We start from the raw sequence: 17963 nt of genomic DNA on the forward strand, positions 1-17963 counted from the left end.
GAGACGCGCTGTGGACAAGGACGCTATGCGAAAAGGTGCCTTTTTCAGCTGCTTGGGGAATTGTTCGACTGGGCCGCTGTCAGCGATGCAGTCAGGTCCTCCGCGTCAATGTGTGGGATGACCGCTTTGGAAGGCAAGGAAAGCAATCCTTTTGGCAGACTTGGACGGGACCGTAGGTTTCGGCAGGCCACTGGTGTCGGTTTTGAGGCCCTCGTTCGAGGCGCAATCAGCTGTGCGGCGCATGCCGCGTTGCGGCAATTCGGCAGGTACCTGATAAAAATAATCATGAAACAAGGCGCTTTGGCAGAGTGATTCTGATTGGCGGATGTTGTCGCTCAAAATGTGATCACACCATTGGTGGCCGTGATCACAAAAGGCTATTTTGAACAAACTGCGCTAAAAAACCACGTGTCTTTCCCCCTCCAATGGGTGACAGAAGGTGAAAACCCACTAGAACGACCAACAACGGACCAAAACCGAAGGACGACGCCATGGCCGACGTGAACCGGGGCAACCGCCCGCTTTCACCCTTCATGATCGGGCAGTACTACCGCCCGCAAATGACTTCTATCTCCTCGATCATGGTGCGCATCACCGGCATCGCATCATTGGGCATGGCAGTGCTGCTTGTGCTGTGGCTGCTGTGCGCCGCCACATCGCCAGATGCATTCGCAGTGATCGACGGTCTTCTGACCGGCTTTGTCGGGGATATCCTGCTGCTGCTGGGAAGCTGGGCCATCTGGTTTCACATGCTGGGCCGTCTGCGCCATGTGATCTGGGATCTTGGCTACCGCGTAGACATTGAATTCGGGGAACTGATGGGGACCGTCATGTTCATCGGGGCCACCGTTATGGCCATCTTCACCGCCATCGTGGTGTAAGGGAGGATCTAAGGATGCATTATCTGACTGCTCGCAAGCGCGCCACAGGCCTGGGGTCTGGCCGCACTGGCACACAGTTCCACAAGCGGATGCTGGGCACCTCCATGGCCTTGGTCGTGCTGGTTCCCCTGTTCGTCTTTACGTTTTTCTCCGGCATGGGCGGCTCCTTCGAAGAGGTGCAGGCCTATTTCGCACGTCCGTTCCCGGCGATCATCACCGCTCTGATGCTTGTGGTGGGTGTGACGCACTTCAACGGCGAAACACAGGAAGCGATCGAGGACTACGTGCATGGCACGAAAGGCAAACTGCTGAGCATGGCCGTGACGGCCCTGTCCTACGTCCTGATCGCTGCCGGGCTGTTCGCCCTGGTTAAGCTGGCGCTCTGAACGAATTTCGGTGGCGCGGCGGGCAAGAGCCTTGCGAGCGCCCCACAGATACGAGGCTGAGATATGGCTGAATATACTTACGAGACGCATGACTATGACGTTGTGGTTGTGGGCGCCGGTGGTGCAGGTTTGCGCGCGACGCTGGGCATGGCCGAACAAGGTCTGCGCACAGCCTGCGTGACAAAGGTTTTCCCGACCCGCTCGCACACGGTTGCCGCGCAAGGCGGGATCGCTGCGTCGCTGTCCAACATGGGCCCCGACAACTGGCAGTGGCACATGTACGACACGGTGAAGGGCTCTGACTGGCTGGGCGACACGGACGCGATGGAATACCTCGCGCGGGAAGCCCCAAAGGCGGTCTACGAGCTTGAGCATTACGGCGTGCCGTTTTCGCGCACCGAAGAGGGCAAGATCTACCAGCGCCCCTTTGGTGGTCACACCACCGAGTTCGGCGAAGGCCCGCCCGTGCAGCGCACCTGTGCCGCCGCGGACCGGACGGGCCACGCGATCCTGCACACGCTGTATGGTCAGTCGCTTAAAGAGAACGCTGAGTTCTACGTCGAATACTTCGCCATCGACCTGTTGATGGAAGACGGCGTCTGCAAGGGCGTCCTGTGCTGGAAGCTCGACGACGGCACCATGCACGTTTTCAACGCGAAGATGGTGGTGCTGGCGACCGGCGGCTATGGCCGTGCCTATTTCTCCGCGACCTCGGCGCACACCTGCACCGGCGATGGCGGCGGCATGGTGGCCCGCGCTGGCCTTGCGCTTCAGGACATGGAGTTTGTGCAGTTCCACCCCACCGGCATCTACGGCTCCGGCTGTCTGATCACTGAGGGCGCGCGCGGCGAGGGCGGTTATCTGACCAACTCCGAAGGCGAGCGGTTCATGGAACGTTACGCCCCGACCTACAAGGATCTCGCGCCGCGTGACTACGTTTCGCGCTCCATGACCATGGAGATCCGCGAAGGACGTGGCGTTGGTAAGGAAGGGGATCACATCCACCTGAACCTGTCGCACCTGCCTGCCGAAGCACTGGCGGAGCGCCTGCCGGGGATTTCTGAGTCGGCCAAGATTTTCGCCGGTGTCGACGTGACCAAGGAGCCGATTCCGGTCTTGCCCACTGTGCACTACAACATGGGCGGCATTCCCACGAACTACTGGGGCGAGGTGCTGAACCCGACGGCTGAAAATCCGACCGCTATCGTGCCGGGTCTGATGGCCGTGGGCGAGGCGGGCTGTGCGTCTGTGCACGGTGCGAACCGTCTGGGTTCGAACTCGCTGATCGACCTCGTGGTCTTTGGCCGTGCCGCCGCGATCCGCGCCGGCAAGGTTGTTGACCGCGACGCCGCCATCCCCACGGCGCCGAAGGCTGAAATCGACAAGGCGTTCGACCGCTTTGACGGGCTGCGCTATGCTAAAGGTGGCACCCCCACTGCGGAACTGCGTCTGGAAATGCAGAAGACCATGCAGCGCGATGCTGCCGTTTTCCGCACCGCCAAGACGATGTCCGAGGGGGTCGAAGCCATGACCGCCATTGCGGGCAAGCTGAACGACCTGAAAGTCACGGATACGTCGCTGGTCTGGAACTCCGACCTCATGGAGACGCTGGAACTGACCAACCTGATGCCGAACGCGCTGGCGACGATCACAGGTGCCGAGGCGCGCAAGGAATCCCGTGGTGCGCATGCGCATGAGGATTTCACCGACCGCGATGACGAAAACTGGCGTGTACACACTGTCGCGCGGGTGCACGGCAACAAGGTGGACCTGACCTATCGTCCGGTCATCACCGATCCGCTTACCACCGAAGGGGAAGGCGGCATCAGCCTGGAGACCATCGCACCCAAGGCGCGGACGTTCTGATGCGCGCTCTGGCGATCTCCGTTATTCTGGCGGCCTGTGCCGCCAGCTCCGCTTCGGCAGAGAAGGGGGCCTTGGCATATTGCCAGGACCAGGCGAATGGGATCGCCTATTCGGGCGGCGCCAAGACTGGTTACGCAGCGCAATACAATGCCGCCGTTGACGCGTGCATGAATGGTCGCGCTTCCTATACCGTTGTCATGGATCAGTCCCGGTTCCGCCAACCGCGCAACACGCCCTCGGTCGTGGGCAACTGCCCACCCGGGGCAGCGCCATTTTATCGGGGGACGCTCTATTGCGTGGATTGATTGCTCTTAGCCTCGCCGGGCTTATGCTCGCCGGGTGTTCAACACAGGCACAGGACCAGATCGCCCGCAGCGCGGCGCGCTCGACCGTCAATCGGGTGCTTCTTGAGCGTCTGCCAGCGGGGATCCCGCTACAGCCCAGCATCGACTGCGTGATAAACAACGCCTCCGCGCCGCAGATTTACGCTCTGGCTTCCGATACGCTCGGTGGCCCGACACAAAGTTCCGTCGAGATCGTTGCACAAGTGGTCTCGAAGCCCGAAACAACAACTTGTCTGGCGACCCAAGGGCTGCCGGCTCTGCTTCGATAAGGAGAGAGAAATGGTACAGTTTACCCTCCCCAAGAACTCCAAGATCCGGACTGGCAAGACTTGGCCAAAGCCGTCGGGCGCCAAGAACGTCCGTGCGTTCAAGATCTACCGCTGGAGCCCTGATGATGGGGAAAACCCGCGGGTCGACACCTATCATCTGGACATGGACGAATGTGGTCCCATGGTTCTGGATGCGCTGATCAAGATCAAGAACGAGATCGATCCCACCCTGACGTTCCGCCGCTCCTGCCGCGAAGGCATCTGTGGTTCCTGCGCGATGATGATCGACGGCATCAACACCTTGGCCTGTATCTACGGTCTGGACGAGATTGATGGCGACGTCACCATCTACCCGCTGCCTCACATGCCGGTGGTGAAGGATTTGATCCCGGACCTGACGCACTTCTACGCGCAACACGCCTCGATCATGCCGTGGTTGGAGACCAAGACCAACCGCCCCGCGAAAGAGTGGAAGCAGTCCATTGAGGACCGCAAAAAGCTCGACGGCCTGTATGAATGCGTGATGTGTGCGTCCTGCTCCACATCTTGCCCGTCCTACTGGTGGAACGGCGACAAATACCTTGGACCGGCAGCGCTGCTGCATGCCTACCGCTGGATCATCGACTCGCGTGATGAGGCGACGGGTGAGCGTTTGGACCAGCTCGAAGACCCGTTCAAGCTGTACCGCTGCCACACCATCATGAACTGCACCAAAACCTGCCCGAAAGGTTTGAACCCGGCTGGCGCGATTGCCGAAATCAAGAAGTTGATGTTGGAGCGCGCGGCCTGACACGGCTGCAAATTTTGTCATCATTGGCCCCGGGAGACGTTCGTTTCCCGGGGTTTTCTTTGCGTCATAGGCGCTGACGCGGTTTCCGCAGCGTTCCCTATGTCCTAAATGCATGTCGTTCTTGCGATATCGGCAGATGTGAAGCAGGCGAGCCGGGACTATCTCATGGGTCGGGGAGGGGATGAAAACGACATAAAGGTCATACCCAATGCAAGAGCAGACTAAATCCCCGGCTCAGCGCGCCCTCGACGCTCTGAATGAGGCTTTCGCCTACTACACACCAACACCGCGGCCGGCCAGCACTGCGCCGGTTTATGACGATATGCCCTTCGCGGCCTGATCCTGTCCCGCGGACAGGCCTGACCGGGCGGGTGATCCGCCCGGGCCTATGAGGCTAAGTGCTTTTGCATCCCGGTCAAACGCACTAGGTCAGTCACCATGTTGATCCCTGTCCTTCTGATAGTAGCCTTCGTGCTATTGCTGATCTACAACAAGCCGGAAACGCGCCTATGCCGTTGGCGGGAATATCGGATGTCTGAGGCGACCCGCTGGACATGTGTGCATTGCGGGGCCACCATAGATTATCCAAAGGGCCAAAGCCCGACCCGTTGCCATCGTGAGGACGCCGCACAATGACCCCGCCCGAAGATGCCGACATCCGCCGCGCCGTTCCGCCGGTGATTTGCTACCCGAACGACACGCTGCCACTGGCAAATATGTCGCTTTATGCCGAGGCGCTAGAGGGCGCTGATGTGATCTCGCGCCACACTGCCGCACCGCGCGAGGCCTGCGCGTTTGAGGTCCCTGCCGGGCATTTCTTTCGCATCACCTGTGCCGAGACGCCGCAAGTGGGCGATCTGAACCTGTGGAATGCGCACGATCTGACCGAGCGGTTCTATTCTGGCAAGACCCGCGCGCTGCATGGCAGTCACGTCACCACCGGTGACCGCCTGTGGTCCGGCTTTCCCTATCTCAGGCCTATGGCGACGATCGTTGCCGACACGCTGGGCTGGTATGGACGCGACGCGTTTGGCGGGGCGGTGCATGATGTGATCGGAACGCGTTGCGACCCTTACACCCATCAGCTTTTGGCGGGGAACGATTACCACCACTGTTGTCATTCGAATTTGACGCGTGCCTTGGCCGATGCGCGGGACCTGCCCTTGGCGGAGGCGGAGAAACACGTGCATGACGTTTTGAATGTTTTCATGTGCACCGGATTTACGCATGACACCGGGCAATATTTCATGAAGGCCAGTCCGGTTCGCAAGGACGATCATCTGACATTTTTCGCGGAAATTGATCTTCTCGGGGCGCTCAGTGCTTGTCCCGGAGGCGATTGCAGCGCGGAGCACAGCTCTGACACCGCCATATGCGGGCCGCTTCTTGTCGAGGTGATGGCCCCGGCGTCCGGTGCATTGGCCGGATGGAAATCGCCCGTGATCAATGGATATGACCGCAGCCACGGGCGATAGGCTCAGGCGAAGGCCGCCTCGAGCGCGATTTCTACCATGTCGCCAAAGGAACGTTCACGATCTTCGGCGGGCAGGGCGTCCTGGGTGAGCAGGTGGTCGGAAACGGTCATGATCGCCAATGCGCGCACGCCATGTCGCGCCGCAACTGTGTACAATTCCGCAGCTTCCATTTCCACGCCAAGAATACCGTGCCGGATCATTTGCTCATTCAGATCGGGACGCTCGTCGTAGAACACATCCGCTGAATAAATCCCGCCCACATGAACTGCGCTGTCTTTTTTACGCGCGCTGGCGACGGCTGCTTCGAGCAAAGCATAATCCGCGCAAGGTGCGTAATTCAGTTCCTTGAAAATGCCACGCGAGGGGGTCGATAGAGTCGAAGCGGTCATTGCGATGACAACGTCGCGGATATTGATGCTGTGTTGCATGGCGCCGCAGGATCCGATGCGGATCAACGTGCGCGCGCCATAATCGCGGATCAACTCATTGGCATAAATGGAGAGGCTGGGCATGCCCATGCCGGACCCTTGAATGGTAACCCGGTTGCCTTTCCAGGTGCCCGTATACCCCAACATGCCGCGGACACGGTTTACGCATTTGGCATCGTCGAGAAAGGTCTGAGCGGCCCATTCTGCGCGCAGAGGATCGCCGGGCATCAGCACGGTTTCCGCGATTTCGCCGGGGGCGGCGCCAATGTGTATGGTCATTTTATCAGATCGCCATGTCGTCCAGGGACTTTCCTGCGTCCATGGCTTCGATCAACCAATTGGGTTTGCGACCACGGCCGGTCCATGTCTGAGTGGGATCTTCGGGGTTGACGTATTTCGGGGCGCCCTTGGAAGCTTTCGTTCCAGACTGAAGGACCTCATCAAGCGAGAAGCCATATTCCTTTGCAGCCAGTTCGGCGGCGCGCTTTGCTTCTGCCATGCGACGTGCATCCACAGTTTTCAGAGCTTTTTGCGCGTCTGAAATCAGCTTTTGCAGTTCTTCCCGGGACATTGTTTCGAGGTTATCCGTCATGGTGCGTTCCTTTTCATGTTGGGCCAGAAGCCAGATACGAGAAACCACGGCCGGAAGAAAGTTCGAAACTTATTGAAGAGCGAAGGAACACAGATAAATGACTTTGAAAGAACCGCCTACTTGCACAGTCTTCCGAAAGTCATTCGAAACTATTTAATCTGCCGTTTTGCCATGGTCCAAGCGTTTTCCAGCGTCCGAATTTCTTTATTGTGTGCTTTTGTATTGGTCAATTCAATTTTGAGGCTTCGAAAAGTGAAAAGGCCGAAGCGTCCGCTCCGGCCCGGTCATTTTGCGACAATTGGCAACCTGCGGCTGAAAAGCTACTTCATTCTGCAGCGACCGATTTTGGATCAACCAAAGTCACGATGTCTTTCATGATTGTATTCAGTTCGAAATCTTTTGGCGTATAGACGCGGGCAACGCCCATTGCGGTCAGACGCGCGGCGTCTTCGTCGGGAATGATGCCGCCGACAATCACAGGGATATTGCCAAGTCCGGCGTCGCGCATCTTGTTCATCAGGTCTTCGACCAGTGGGATGTGCGAGCCTGACAGGATCGAAAGGCCCACCACATGGGCGCCTTGTTGCGCAGCGGTGACGATCTGCTCCGGCGTCAGGCGAATGCCCTCGTAGTCAATTTCCATGCCGCAATCGCGGGCGCGGAAAGCGATCTGTTCTGCCCCGTTGGAGTGGCCGTCGAGGCCCGGTTTGCCGACCAGAAAACGCATGCGTTTCCCCAGCTTGTCAGAAACGGCATCGACGGCTGCGCGAAGGTCTTCGAGACCTTCGGTCTTGTTCGACGCAGCACGTGAGACACCGGTGGGGCCGCGGAATTCGCCGTGCACGGCACGCATTTCCCCGGCCCATTCGCCTGTGGTGACCCCCGCTTTGGCACAGTCGATAGAGGCGGGAACCACATTTTCGCCGGCTTGCGCGGCTTTGCGCAGGGCAGTGAGGGCGGATTTGACGGCTTCTGCCTCGCGCTCGGATCGCCACGCATCGAGCCGCGCTTTCTGATCTTCTTCCACAGCCGGGTCGACCGTCATGATGCCGCCGTCTTCGCCCATCAATGGCGAGGGTTCGCCGTGCTGCCATTTGTTCACGCCAACGACGATGGTTTCTTCGCGCTCGATCTTGTTGAGACGTTCGGCGTTGGAATCCACGAGGCGCGCCTTCATGTATTCGATCGCCCCGATGGCGCCGCCCATGGAGTCGATGTTTGCCAGCTCGGCGCGCGCGCCTTCTTTCAGGGCTTCGACCTTGGCATCCACGGCCGGGTTCCCGTCGAACAGGTCGCCAAATTCCAGCAAGTCGGTTTCGTAGGCGAGGATCTGCTGCATCCGCATGGACCACTGCTGATCCCAGGGGCGGGGCAGGCCGAGTGCTTCGTTCCAGGCGGGAAGCTGCACGGCGCGGGCACGCGCCTTTTTCGACAGGGTCACGGCCAGCATCTCGATCAGGATGCGGTAGACGTTGTTTTCCGGTTGCTGTTCGGTCAATCCGAGGGAGTTGACCTGAACGCCATAGCGGAAGCGGCGCATCTTGGGGTCGTCGATTCCATAGCGTTCTGCGAGGATCTCATCCCAGAGATCGACGAAGGCGCGCATCTTGCACATCTCCGTCACAAACCGAATGCCGGCGTTTACAAAGAATGAAATCCGCCCGCAGACGGTGGCGAAATCCTCGTCAGGGATGCGTGGCTTCAGCTCGTCCAGCACGGCGATGGCGGTGGCGAGCGCAAAAGCCAGCTCCTGCTCCGGTGTCGCGCCCGCCTCTTGCAGGTGATAGGAACACACGTTCATCGGGTTCCATTTGGGCACGTTCTTATAGCAGTACTCGGCCACGTCGCCGATCATCTTCAGCGAGGGTTTTGGCGGGCAGATATACGTGCCACGCGACAGGTATTCCTTGATGAGATCGTTCTGAACGGTGCCTTGCAGATTGGACACGTCCGCGCCCTGTTCCTCGGCGACTGCAATATAGAGTGCAAGCAGCCATGGCGCGGTTGCGTTGATCGTCATCGAGGTGTTCATCTGCTCCAGCGGGATATCCCGGAACAGCATCCGCATGTCGCCCAGATGGCAAACGGGCACGCCGACTTTGCCCACTTCGCCGCGTGCGAGGATATGGTCGCTGTCATAGCCCGTCTGCGTCGGAAGATCGAAGGCCACGGACAAGCCGGTCTGACCTTTGGCAAGGTTGTTGCGATAAAGCTCGTTGGATTTTTCCGCGGTTGAGTGTCCCGCGTAGGTACGGATCAACCAGGGCCGGTCTTTTTGGGTCTCGGTCATCAGGGCCTCCTCAGGCTGGACTTGCGCGGGCGGGTCTGTGGTGACCGTTGGCGTGAATCACGTGTGGGCAATCTTGTTGCGTTAATGACGGAATACGCGAAACATTATGTCCCTGTCAATTCGCCGCGATGCGGCGTTGCTATCGCAGCATGTCCGGACACCGGTGACCCGCGCAAGTGGTTTGAAGGTCTTATTCCGGTAGGCGCCTTTGCCCCCTGAGCTTTGGCGCAAACAGGCATCAAAGCACTTCGAGTGGGGCATACCCCATGTTTGTCTCAATTGGTCGATCTGGAACGGTTTCGCGCTGCATCGGGCGATGGCGGTGAGGCGGTTTGTGGTTGCAGAGCCGCCGCAACGGCGAAAATCGCGACCGTCCAGCGACGACAAGAACTGAATCTGTGCTGCAGCCGCACCGAAATTTCTGCGACTGCTCGGTTATAAAGTTTCAAAAATGCTATGATTGATGTTGCAAAGTTGCGCAAGCGTCCGTATTTCTCGGAGCAGCGCTGCGATTCTGCACCTGCACAACGCGGCAGACGTTAACGACCTCAGACCCTCAGGAGGCCGACATGGCACTGGATCAGCAAACGGGCATCGCGCAGTACGAGGCGCCGGAGAAAGACCTCTACGAAATCGGCGAAATGCCTCCGATGGGCTATGTGCCAAAGAAAATGTATGCTTGGGCGATCCGCCGCGAGCGGCACGGCGAGCCCAACACGTCTTTCCAGCAGGAAGTGGTCGACACATGGGAGATCGACTCCCATGAGGTTCTGGTGCTCGTGATGGCCGCCGGTGTGAACTATAACGGCGTCTGGGCTGGCTTGGGTCAGCCGATTTCACCCTTCGACGTGCACGGTCAGGACTTTCACGTTGCTGGGTCTGACGCGTCCGGCATCGTCTGGAAAGTGGGCGACAAGGTGAAGACCTGGAAAGTGGGCGACGAAGTTGTCATTCACTGTAACCAGGACGACGGCGACGACGAGGAATGTAACGGCGGTGATCCGATGTTCTCGCCGTCCCAGCGGATCTGGGGCTACGAGACCGGCGACGGTTCCTTTGCGCAGTTCACCAAGGTGCAGGCCCAGCAGCTGATGCCGCGCCCCAAGCACCTGACGTGGGAAGAAAGCGCCTGCTATACGCTGACGCTGGCCACGGCTTATCGGATGCTGTTCGGTCACCACCCGCACGAGCTCAAGCCGGGCCAGAACGTGCTGGTCTGGGGGGCGTCCGGCGGCCTCGGCTCCTACGCGATCCAGCTGGCGAACACCGCCGGTGCCAATGCGATTGGGGTGATTTCCGATGAATCCAAGCGCCAGTTCGTGCTGGATCAGGGGGCAAAAGGCGTCATCAACCGCAAGGATTTCAACTGCTGGGGTCAGCTGCCGACGGTCAACTCGCCGGAATACAACGACTGGCTGAAAGAGGCCCGCAAGTTTGGCAAGGCGATCTGGGAGATCACCGGCAAGGGCGTCAGCGTCGACATGGTGTTCGAACACCCGGGCGAGGCGACGTTCCCTGTGTCGACACTGGTGGTGAAGAAGGGTGGCATTGTCGTGATCTGCGCTGGCACCTCTGGCTTCAACTGCACCTTTGACGTGCGATACATGTGGATGCACCAGAAACGCTTGCAGGGGTCGCACTTCGCAAACCTGAAGCAGGCCGGCTCTGCCAACCGTCTGATGTGCGAGCGGCGCCTTGATCCCTGCATGTCTCAAGTGTTCCCGTGGAACGAGATCCCGGATGCGCACATGATGATGCTGCGAAACGAGCACAAGCCGGGCAATATGTCCGTTCTGGTGCAGGCACCAAAGACCGGCCTGCGCACGCTTGAGGATTGCCTGGAGGCACGCAAGTAAACTGCGACCCGGTGCCGTGGGGTCGCAAGACTCGCGCATCGGACCTCATGACACGCCCGCGAATCGCCCCAGCGTTCGCGGGCGTGTTCTCGTTTTGGACCGCGCCAATGAGATTTCAAACACTTGCTGACAGCGCCCTCGCTATTTCTGGGGAGGGAAATTAAGTGAATATGAGCGCTGTTTTCCACATGCTAAAGTGAAGTTAATGGATCGTTAACTACTTGGGTATGAGGCTTGCCATGGGAAATGACTGGATCTTGGACGTACTGACTGACCTGAAGACCTTTGCGCGCGCCAACGGTATGCCTGCTTTGGCGGCACAGCTTGACGACGCGTCCTTCGTCGCACAGGCCGAACTGACGTCCGTTGCCAAGGAAAACGGTATTGGGGTTTTTGCGAAACGCGCCGCGTCTGGACACGCTGATCGAACGGTTGGAATCCGCTGACGGGCTGGATGATCTACAGGGTCTGATCGAGGAACTGCGCGACGAATATGGTGTCGACCACATCATCTATCATTGGGTGAACGGCGCGGGGGAGCAGTATGGCTGTGGCACGTATGATCTGGAATGGGTCAACCGCTATATCGAGAAAGGATATCTTCGGATCGATCCGGTGATCCAGGGCTGCTACCAGCGCTTCCACCCCGTGAATTGGAAGCGACTGGATTGGTCCAGCAAATCGGCCCGCGCATTTCTGGAAGACGCCATCGCCCACGGCATCGGCAACCAAGGCTATTCCATTCCGATCCGGGGACCGAACGGGCAATTTGCACTTTTCACGCTCTCTCACAACGGCAACGACGACGATTGGGAGCAATTCACCACGGAAAACCGCCGTGACTTGATCCTCATGGCGCACTATTTCAACTCCAGAGCGCTGGAGTTCGAACCGGGCCGCGCGCCCGATCCCGCGCAGTCACTGTCTCCCAGGGAAGTCGAGGCGATGACGCTTCTGGCCATTGGCTACAACAGGGCGCAGGCAGCAGACACTCTGTCGATTTCCGAGCATACTTTGCGGGTGTACGTTGAAAGTGCACGCCACAAGCTGGGGGCGCTCAACACCACCCATGCCGTGGCCCGCGCGCTCAGCCGTGGGGTCATTGTCATTTGACACATTTGCCAAGCAATCGAACACCTTGGGCGAGGGATGGTAAACCAATCCTTACCCACCCGTGCGTGGCTCGTGGAATCGTTTAACCACCAAACTTGCAGGGTTCTTTCATCAACGCATCACCGCGAAGGAAAGACCCATGATCCGCTACATCTACGGCAACGACCTGCACACCTTCCCCAAACTTGCCCGCACAATGTTTCTTGACCGGGCCGACCAATTCAAGACGCGCCTCGGTTGGGCGGTCACCGTCGACGACAAGGGGTTCGAGCGCGACGAATACGACACCGAAAACCCGCTTTATGTCATCTGGGAAAATGCCGACGGCAGCCATGGCGGGTCCATGCGCCTGCTGCCCACCATCGGGCGCACCATGGTGAACGATCACTTCATCCACCTGACGGATGGCGTGCGCATCGAAAGCCCGCTGATCTGGGAATGCACGCGCTTCTGTCTGTCCCGCTCGGCCACGCCGGGCGTTGCAGCGGCGCTGATGCTGGCCGGGGGCGAGGTCATGCAGGAATTCGGCGTCGAGCATTATGTTGGCGTCTTCGATGCGCGCATGGTCCGCATCTACAAGCGGATCGGGTCCTCCCCGGAGATTCTGGGCCAAGAGGGCGAGGGGCGGTCCATGATCGCCGTGGGCCTTTGGGAGTTCACTGCCGAAGCGCAGGCGAAAGTGTCCAAAGCGGCCGGGATTTCCCCGGAACTTTCCAAGCGCTGGTTTGAACGCTCCTTCGGAGATATCATCGACGAGGCCGGTCTGGTCGCCGCCTGATCCGACCCGCAACCTGAACAAAAGCGCGCGATGCTGCCGTCGCGCGCTTTTTCGCATCTGGTCGCCGCCGGGCCGTGCAGATAGGGTGCGCGCCATGTCGAGCACAGCAATCACCTTCTCCGAAGATCAGGCCGAAGCCCATGACCGCGTGACGGACATGCTGCGCAAGGCAGGGGTCGATCTGGACAGCGGCGTCTGCCTGCCTGCCAAGGACAGCGACGCCCGCGTCATGGCCCTGATGGGCAAAGCGGGCTCCGGCAAGACCTTGCTTTTGTCGGAACTGGTGAAGGCACTGGAGGGCGTCGGAATCGAGATCGTCTCCGGCGATTACGAAAGTCGCAAGGCCTCCGACTCGCGCACGCTGGCCGTGCTCGCCCCCACGAACAAGGCAGCCTCTGTCCTGCGGATGCGCGGCGTGCCAGCCACCACCATTCACCGCATCATCTACAAACCGGTTTACGATCCGGAATACGAGAAGGTCGCGGACTGGCTGACAGGCGAGGGCGACGCGCCAGAGCTGGAAGATCTCACCGAGGAGGCACTGGCCCGCGCGCTGGCCTCTTACGAGATCCACAAATCCATTCCCGCCGCTCTGGCTGCGGCCGGTCTGCGGGGGTCGGATTTCATCACCGGATGGAAACGTCGGGATGAACCGCTCGACATCGGTTTTGTCGATGAATCCTCCATGCTGGATGCAAAGCAATTCGAAGATCTGCAAGAGATCTTTCCCAACCTGATCCTGTTCGGTGATCCCGCGCAGCTTGCTCCGGTGGGCCAGTCGGGACAGATGGTGTTCGACGGCATCCCGGAAAAGCACAAGCTGGAGCTTAAGCGCGTGCACCGGCAGGAGGCGGACAACCCGATCCTCGATCTTGCCCATGCGCTCGCCGATCCGCAGATGGGCTTCGAAGATTTCGAGAACATGGTCGAAGACATCTCTCGCCGCGATGATCGTGTGGTTTACGCGCAGCGGGTGGAGGTCGATCTGATGGCGCGCTCGCCGGTTCTGGTCTGGCGAAATGCCACGCGCATTCGGTTGCTCAACGCATTCCGCAACGTCCATAACGCGCCGCTCGACAGCTTGCTGCCCGGGGAGCCGTTGATCTGCGACGGCCTTGAGCTGCCGTTGAAACACCGTAAAAAGCGGCTTGATCTGGAAGCGCGGGGCCTGATCAAGGGCGCGCAGGTGATATACCTCGGACCGGGCCGAAAGCCGGGATTTTCCAAGCTGCATGTTGTGGGGGCCGTGGAGCCGCAAGTGTCTGCCGCCTCCATCGTCAAGATCGAGAAGCCCGATGAGGAAGAACCCTTCATCCCCTTTGCCGCGCGCATGGGCGCGACGTTCCTGCACGGCGCGGCTGTGACGATCCACAAGGCGCAAGGCTCGCAATGGGAAAACGTTCAGGTCTTTGCGCCGGACCTGTACACCGCTGCTCGCATGGGGCGGATCGAGGCGGGCCAACCTTTGTGGAAACGTCTGGCCTACGTGGCGATCACCCGCGCGCAATCGCGGCTTTATTGGGTGGTGCGCAACCGCCTGTCCAAGCCGACGGGCGAGCTGCGCATAGATGACCTTGGCGGCACGCCCGCGCCGCTGGCGTTGGAGATGGAAGGCACGCCGGATCTGTGACCGGCGCGCCGAGGATCTGCGCCCGTCAGGACACTTTGATCAGTGTCTTGCCGGTGTTCCCGCCGCTGAGCATGGCGATAAAGGCTTGCGGGGCGTTTTCCAGTCCCTCGGTCACGTCTTCAAGGTAGGCAATGTCGCCTGCGGCCACCTTGGGCGCGAGTTTCTCGACGAAATCAGGGTAGTCATCCCAATGATCGAAGATGATGAATCCGTTCACGGACAGACGTTTGGTCAGAATGTTGCGCCACGCCATCGGCAGTCGGTCCTCTGTCGAATTGACGCCGGAGTACCACGCGATTGTGCCGCAAATCGGGATGCGCCCATGGTCATTCATGAGCGGCATGACGGCCGCAAGCACCTTTCCACCAACGTTTTCCCAGTAGATGTCTACGCCATCCGGACACGCCTCCGCCAAAGCACTGCGCATGGCGCTTTCGTCCGCATGGGCGCGGTGGTCCACCGCCGCATCGAACCCGAACTTTTCCACGGCAAGGCGGCATTTTTCGGCCCCGCCCGCGACGGCCACGGTGCGCAGACCGGCGGATTTGGCCAGTTGTCCAACCATTGCACCTACGGGGCCGGTGGCCGCGGCGATGACCAGCGTTTCGCCGGCCTTGGGCCGCCCGTATTCGCGCAATCCCGTCCAGGCGGTGAAGCCCGGCATCCCCAGAACGCCAAGCGCCGTGGATGGCGGCGCAGCCTTGTCCCACTTGAACGCGCCATCGCCGGGCAGCACCGCGTGGCTCGCCCAGCCGGTGGCGCCAACCACGATGTCGCCCTCGGCAAACCCGTCGACCTGCGACGCGATCACGCGCCCCACGCCTTGGCCGGGCATGGTATCGCCGATCTCCGTCGCGGCGGCGTAGCTTTTGACCGCATTCATCCGACCGCGCATGTAGGGGTCGAGCGACAGGGTCTGCACCTCCACCAGCATTTCGCCTTTGGAAACCTCGGGCAGGGGGCCTTTTTTCAGCCCGAAATCCTCTGGCACGGGGGTGCCTTCGGGGCGGCGCGCAAGGGTGATGCGGGTCATTTGATCGGTCATGGGACCTCCTCTACGTCACGTCCTGGTGGGACGGGTATGAAAACCGGTTGCGCAGGGCCGCGCATCTTGCGCAGTCTAGGTCAACGACTGACGACGGCAAGGGAGGGCCAGATGCAGGGCATGATGATGCAGATGCCGTTGAGGATCATCGAGATTCTTGACTATGCTGCCACCGCGCACCCGAAGGGAGAGATCGTTTCCCAGCGCACAGAAGGCGACATTCACCGGCAAACCTACAAGGACACCTACAAGCGCACCGCGCAACTTGCGCATGGATTGGAAAGCCTCGGCGTTGGCATGGGCACCCGTGTCGCCACTTTGGCGTGGAACGGCTATCGCCACTTCGAGCTGTATTATGCCATCAGCGGCATGGGGGCGGTCTGTCACACGATCAACCCACGGCTGTCTGCCGAGCAGATGCTGTATATCATCGGCCATGCGCAGGATAAGGTGCTGTGTGTTGACCTGACCTTTGTTCCGATCATCGAAGCACTGGCCGAACACCTGCCCGAAGACCTGCAACTGGTTGTGATGACGGACCGGGCCCACATGCCCGACAGCGCGTTGGACCTGCTGTGCTACGAGGATCTGCTCGACGGGCAAGCGGACAGCTACGACTGGCCGCTGGTTGATGAAAATACCGCCGCCTCGCTGTGTTATACCTCGGGCACCACGGGCCATCCGAAGGGTGCCTTGTATTCCCATCGCTCCACCGTTTTGCACGCATTGTTTATCTCTGTGACGCTGCCAAAATCGCTGAACGAAGGCGGGCGCATATTGCCGGTTGTTCCGATGTTTCATGTCAATTCCTGGGGGCTGCCTTATGCGGCGCCGCTGGTGGGGGCGTCGCTTGTCATGCCGGGGCCAAAGCTGGACGGGCCATCGCTGTACCAACTGATGGAGGCGGAACAGGTCACCGCATCCTGGGGCGTGCCGACGGTCTGGCTGGGCTTGCGCGCCGAAGTCGAGGCGCAGGGCAAACCACCGGAGGCGCTGTCGCAGCTGGTGATCGGCGGCTCCGCTGCCCCTCGTGCGATGATCGACTTCTTCGAGCGCCAGGGGGTCGACGTTTGCCACGCTTGGGGCATGACGGAAATGTCGCCTGTCGGGACGCATGCGCAGGTGCCCGCCGGGATGGACTTGTCTTTTGACGAGCGTGTGTCGCTGAAGGCCACGCAAGGGCGGCGTGTCTTTGGCGTCGAAATGAAGATCAATGACGAAGACGGCAATGCGTTGCCACAGGACGGCACGGCCATGGGCGAGCTTTTCGTGCGCGGCAATGCGATCATTTCGGGCTATTTCAACAATCCGGAAGCTTCGGAAAAGGCGTTCGCCTCAGAAGGGTGGTTCGGCACGGGCGACGTGGCCAGCATCTCGGCGGATGGCTTTCTGACCATCCAGGATCGCAGCAAGGACCTGATCAAATCTGGTGGCGAGTGGATCTCTTCGATCGACTTGGAAAACATCGCCATGGCGCACCCCAAGGTCGCCAATTGCGCCGTCATCGCCGTGTCGCACCCCAAATGGGAGGAGCGCCCGCTGCTGGTCGTGGTGCCCAAGGACGGCGGCCCGACGCTGGAGGAGGTGCACGCCTTGATGTTGGAGCATGTCGCCAAATGGCAGTTGCCCGATGCGATGGAATTCGTCGACGATCTGCCTCTGACAGCGACGGGAAAAGTGTCAAAACTGACCCTTCGCCAGCGCTTTGACGGCTACGAGTTGCCCGATGCTGGCTGATGAACTGCGGTCAATGGCCCCCGCAGAAAGCGAGTGGTTCAAGCTGGACACGGCGCGGGTCAAGGCGTTTGCCGATGCGACCGAGGATTGGCAGGACATCCATCTGGACGCGGAGTTTGCGTCCAGATCAGCGTTTGGTGGCACCATTTCACATGGGTTCCTGACGCTGTCGATGCTGTCAGCCATGTCTTATCAGGTGATGAAGGGGATAGCTGGCGTGGCGTCCTCGGTGAATTATGGCTTTGATCGCATTCGCTTTGTTTCGCCCGTACGCGTCGGCCGACGTGTAAGAGGGCGCTTTTCCATCGCCGGTGTCGATGAACCGGAGGAGGGGGAAGAAGGCGGTTGGCTTGACGTGCATTGGGACGTGGAGGTCGAAATCGAAGGCGAGACACGCCCGGCGCTTGTGGCGAACTGGATAACGCGGGTCTACGTGGCATAATCGTGATGGGCTAGCGGCGCGCGGGTCGCGCCGCAGCCGAC

The 17963-nt window shown here is 60.0% G+C and carries 18 protein-coding genes; 13 read left to right on the forward strand and 5 right to left on the reverse strand.

The window, feature by feature from the left end; translation table 11 throughout:
- Positions 1 to 105: 105 nt before the first annotated feature.
- The gene (locus tag GGQ68_RS11265) at positions 106 to 339 is read right to left on the reverse strand and encodes a hypothetical protein (RefSeq protein ID WP_183966031.1); all 234 of its coding nucleotides are present in this window, start codon (positions 337 to 339) and stop codon (positions 106 to 108) included.
- Between the two features lie 152 nt (positions 340 to 491).
- Between GGQ68_RS11265 and sdhC the strand changes: the two genes are divergently transcribed.
- The 6 genes from sdhC (at position 492) to GGQ68_RS11295 (ending at position 6011) form a co-directional block, all read left to right on the forward strand.
- Positions 492 to 881 carry a succinate dehydrogenase, cytochrome b556 subunit gene (gene sdhC, locus GGQ68_RS11270; protein ID WP_183966033.1) on the forward strand — a complete coding sequence of 130 codons (390 nt, stop codon included), beginning with the start codon at positions 492 to 494 and terminating at the stop codon, positions 879 to 881.
- 14 nt (positions 882 to 895) lie between these two features.
- Positions 896 to 1267 carry a succinate dehydrogenase, hydrophobic membrane anchor protein gene (locus GGQ68_RS11275; protein WP_183966035.1) on the forward strand — a complete coding sequence of 124 codons (372 nt, stop codon included), beginning with the start codon at positions 896 to 898 and terminating at the stop codon, positions 1265 to 1267.
- Positions 1268 to 1330: 63 nt separating this feature from the next.
- Complete coding sequence (gene sdhA, locus GGQ68_RS11280; protein ID WP_183966036.1) at positions 1331 to 3133, forward strand: succinate dehydrogenase flavoprotein subunit; 1803 nt, start codon at positions 1331 to 1333, stop codon at positions 3131 to 3133.
- A complete protein-coding gene (locus GGQ68_RS11285; RefSeq protein ID WP_183966037.1) occupies positions 3133 to 3438 on the forward strand; it encodes a hypothetical protein in 306 nt (101 codons plus the stop codon). Before sdhA ends, GGQ68_RS11285 begins: the two co-directional genes overlap by 1 nt.
- 318 nt (positions 3439 to 3756) lie before the next feature.
- On the forward strand, positions 3757 to 4536 hold the full coding sequence (locus GGQ68_RS11290; RefSeq protein WP_183966038.1) for a succinate dehydrogenase iron-sulfur subunit: 780 nt from the start codon (positions 3757 to 3759) through the stop codon (positions 4534 to 4536).
- A gap of 632 nt (positions 4537 to 5168) precedes the next feature.
- Positions 5169 to 6011, forward strand: coding sequence for an urea carboxylase-associated family protein (locus GGQ68_RS11295; protein WP_183966039.1), 843 nt, complete (start codon positions 5169 to 5171; stop codon positions 6009 to 6011).
- Between the two features lie 2 nt (positions 6012 to 6013).
- Here the strand turns inward: GGQ68_RS11295 and deoD are convergent, their stop codons facing one another.
- The 3 genes from deoD to GGQ68_RS11310 all read right to left on the reverse strand — a co-directional run bounded on the left by deoD (position 6014) and on the right by GGQ68_RS11310 (position 9321).
- The gene (gene deoD, locus GGQ68_RS11300) at positions 6014 to 6718 is read right to left on the reverse strand and encodes a purine-nucleoside phosphorylase (protein WP_183966040.1); all 705 of its coding nucleotides are present in this window, start codon (positions 6716 to 6718) and stop codon (positions 6014 to 6016) included.
- 4 nt (positions 6719 to 6722) lie between these two features.
- Positions 6723 to 7031 carry an H-NS histone family protein gene (locus tag GGQ68_RS11305; RefSeq protein WP_183966041.1) on the reverse strand — a complete coding sequence of 103 codons (309 nt, stop codon included), beginning with the start codon at positions 7029 to 7031 and terminating at the stop codon, positions 6723 to 6725.
- A gap of 325 nt (positions 7032 to 7356) precedes the next feature.
- Positions 7357 to 9321: a protein meaA gene (locus GGQ68_RS11310; protein ID WP_183966042.1), complete on the reverse strand. Its 1965-nt coding sequence runs from the start codon at positions 9319 to 9321 to the stop codon at positions 7357 to 7359.
- A gap of 569 nt (positions 9322 to 9890) precedes the next feature.
- Between GGQ68_RS11310 and ccrA the strand changes: the two genes are divergently transcribed.
- From ccrA to GGQ68_RS11335, 5 genes are all read left to right on the forward strand, one after another.
- Complete coding sequence (ccrA, locus tag GGQ68_RS11315) at positions 9891 to 11177, forward strand: crotonyl-CoA carboxylase/reductase (RefSeq protein ID WP_183966044.1); 1287 nt, start codon at positions 9891 to 9893, stop codon at positions 11175 to 11177.
- 239 nt (positions 11178 to 11416) lie between these two features.
- Entirely contained in the window at positions 11417 to 11623 is a 207-nt protein-coding gene (locus tag GGQ68_RS11320; RefSeq protein WP_183966046.1) for a hypothetical protein, read from the forward strand.
- Complete coding sequence (locus GGQ68_RS11325) at positions 11571 to 12290, forward strand: helix-turn-helix transcriptional regulator (RefSeq protein WP_425502976.1); 720 nt, start codon at positions 11571 to 11573, stop codon at positions 12288 to 12290. The genes GGQ68_RS11320 and GGQ68_RS11325 overlap by 53 nt, the downstream gene beginning before the upstream one ends.
- Positions 12291 to 12429: 139 nt before the next feature.
- Positions 12430 to 13068 (forward strand): acyl-homoserine-lactone synthase, encoded by a 639-nt coding sequence (locus GGQ68_RS11330; RefSeq protein ID WP_183966048.1) that lies wholly within the window; start codon positions 12430 to 12432, stop codon positions 13066 to 13068.
- A gap of 94 nt (positions 13069 to 13162) precedes the next feature.
- Positions 13163 to 14698, forward strand: a complete 1536-nt coding sequence (locus GGQ68_RS11335; protein WP_183966050.1) for an ATP-dependent DNA helicase — start codon at positions 13163 to 13165, stop codon at positions 14696 to 14698.
- A gap of 25 nt (positions 14699 to 14723) precedes the next feature.
- Here the strand turns inward: GGQ68_RS11335 and GGQ68_RS11340 are convergent, their stop codons facing one another.
- Positions 14724 to 15743 carry an NADP-dependent oxidoreductase gene (locus GGQ68_RS11340; RefSeq protein ID WP_183966052.1) on the reverse strand — a complete coding sequence of 340 codons (1020 nt, stop codon included), beginning with the start codon at positions 15741 to 15743 and terminating at the stop codon, positions 14724 to 14726.
- A gap of 111 nt (positions 15744 to 15854) precedes the next feature.
- Here GGQ68_RS11340 and GGQ68_RS11345 point away from each other — a divergent pair, with 111 nt between their 5' ends.
- Both GGQ68_RS11345 and GGQ68_RS11350 read left to right on the forward strand, forming a co-directional pair.
- On the forward strand, positions 15855 to 17480 hold the full coding sequence (locus GGQ68_RS11345) for a long-chain-fatty-acid--CoA ligase (RefSeq protein ID WP_183966054.1): 1626 nt from the start codon (positions 15855 to 15857) through the stop codon (positions 17478 to 17480).
- The gene (locus tag GGQ68_RS11350) at positions 17470 to 17922 is read left to right on the forward strand and encodes a MaoC/PaaZ C-terminal domain-containing protein (RefSeq protein WP_183966056.1); all 453 of its coding nucleotides are present in this window, start codon (positions 17470 to 17472) and stop codon (positions 17920 to 17922) included. Before GGQ68_RS11345 ends, GGQ68_RS11350 begins: the two co-directional genes overlap by 11 nt.
- Positions 17923 to 17963: the final 41 nt, after the last annotated feature.

The sequence above is a fragment of the Sagittula marina genome, assembly GCF_014196795.1.
GTDB classification, from domain to species: Bacteria; Pseudomonadota; Alphaproteobacteria; order Rhodobacterales; family Rhodobacteraceae; genus Sagittula; species Sagittula marina.

Coding starts and splice junctions, on each gene's coding strand:
- sdhC (WP_183966033.1), top strand. CDS start 492: ATGGCCGACGTGAACCGGGGCAACCGCCCGCTTTCACCCTTCATGATC.
- GGQ68_RS11310 (WP_183966042.1), bottom strand. CDS start 9,321: ATGACCGAGACCCAAAAAGACCGGCCCTGGTTGATCCGTACCTACGCG.
- GGQ68_RS11275 (WP_183966035.1), top strand. CDS start 896: ATGCATTATCTGACTGCTCGCAAGCGCGCCACAGGCCTGGGGTCTGGC.
- GGQ68_RS11295 (WP_183966039.1), top strand. CDS start 5,169: ATGACCCCGCCCGAAGATGCCGACATCCGCCGCGCCGTTCCGCCGGTG.
- GGQ68_RS11290 (WP_183966038.1), top strand. CDS start 3,757: ATGGTACAGTTTACCCTCCCCAAGAACTCCAAGATCCGGACTGGCAAG.
- sdhA (WP_183966036.1), top strand. CDS start 1,331: ATGGCTGAATATACTTACGAGACGCATGACTATGACGTTGTGGTTGTG.
- GGQ68_RS11285 (WP_183966037.1), top strand. CDS start 3,133: ATGCGCGCTCTGGCGATCTCCGTTATTCTGGCGGCCTGTGCCGCCAGC.
- ccrA (WP_183966044.1), top strand. CDS start 9,891: ATGGCACTGGATCAGCAAACGGGCATCGCGCAGTACGAGGCGCCGGAG.
- GGQ68_RS11345 (WP_183966054.1), top strand. CDS start 15,855: ATGCAGGGCATGATGATGCAGATGCCGTTGAGGATCATCGAGATTCTT.
- GGQ68_RS11335 (WP_183966050.1), top strand. CDS start 13,163: ATGTCGAGCACAGCAATCACCTTCTCCGAAGATCAGGCCGAAGCCCAT.
- GGQ68_RS11350 (WP_183966056.1), top strand. CDS start 17,470: ATGCTGGCTGATGAACTGCGGTCAATGGCCCCCGCAGAAAGCGAGTGG.
- GGQ68_RS11340 (WP_183966052.1), bottom strand. CDS start 15,743: ATGACCGATCAAATGACCCGCATCACCCTTGCGCGCCGCCCCGAAGGC.
- GGQ68_RS11320 (WP_183966046.1), top strand. CDS start 11,417: ATGGGAAATGACTGGATCTTGGACGTACTGACTGACCTGAAGACCTTT.
- GGQ68_RS11305 (WP_183966041.1), bottom strand. CDS start 7,031: ATGACGGATAACCTCGAAACAATGTCCCGGGAAGAACTGCAAAAGCTG.
- deoD (WP_183966040.1), bottom strand. CDS start 6,718: ATGACCATACACATTGGCGCCGCCCCCGGCGAAATCGCGGAAACCGTG.
- GGQ68_RS11330 (WP_183966048.1), top strand. CDS start 12,430: ATGATCCGCTACATCTACGGCAACGACCTGCACACCTTCCCCAAACTT.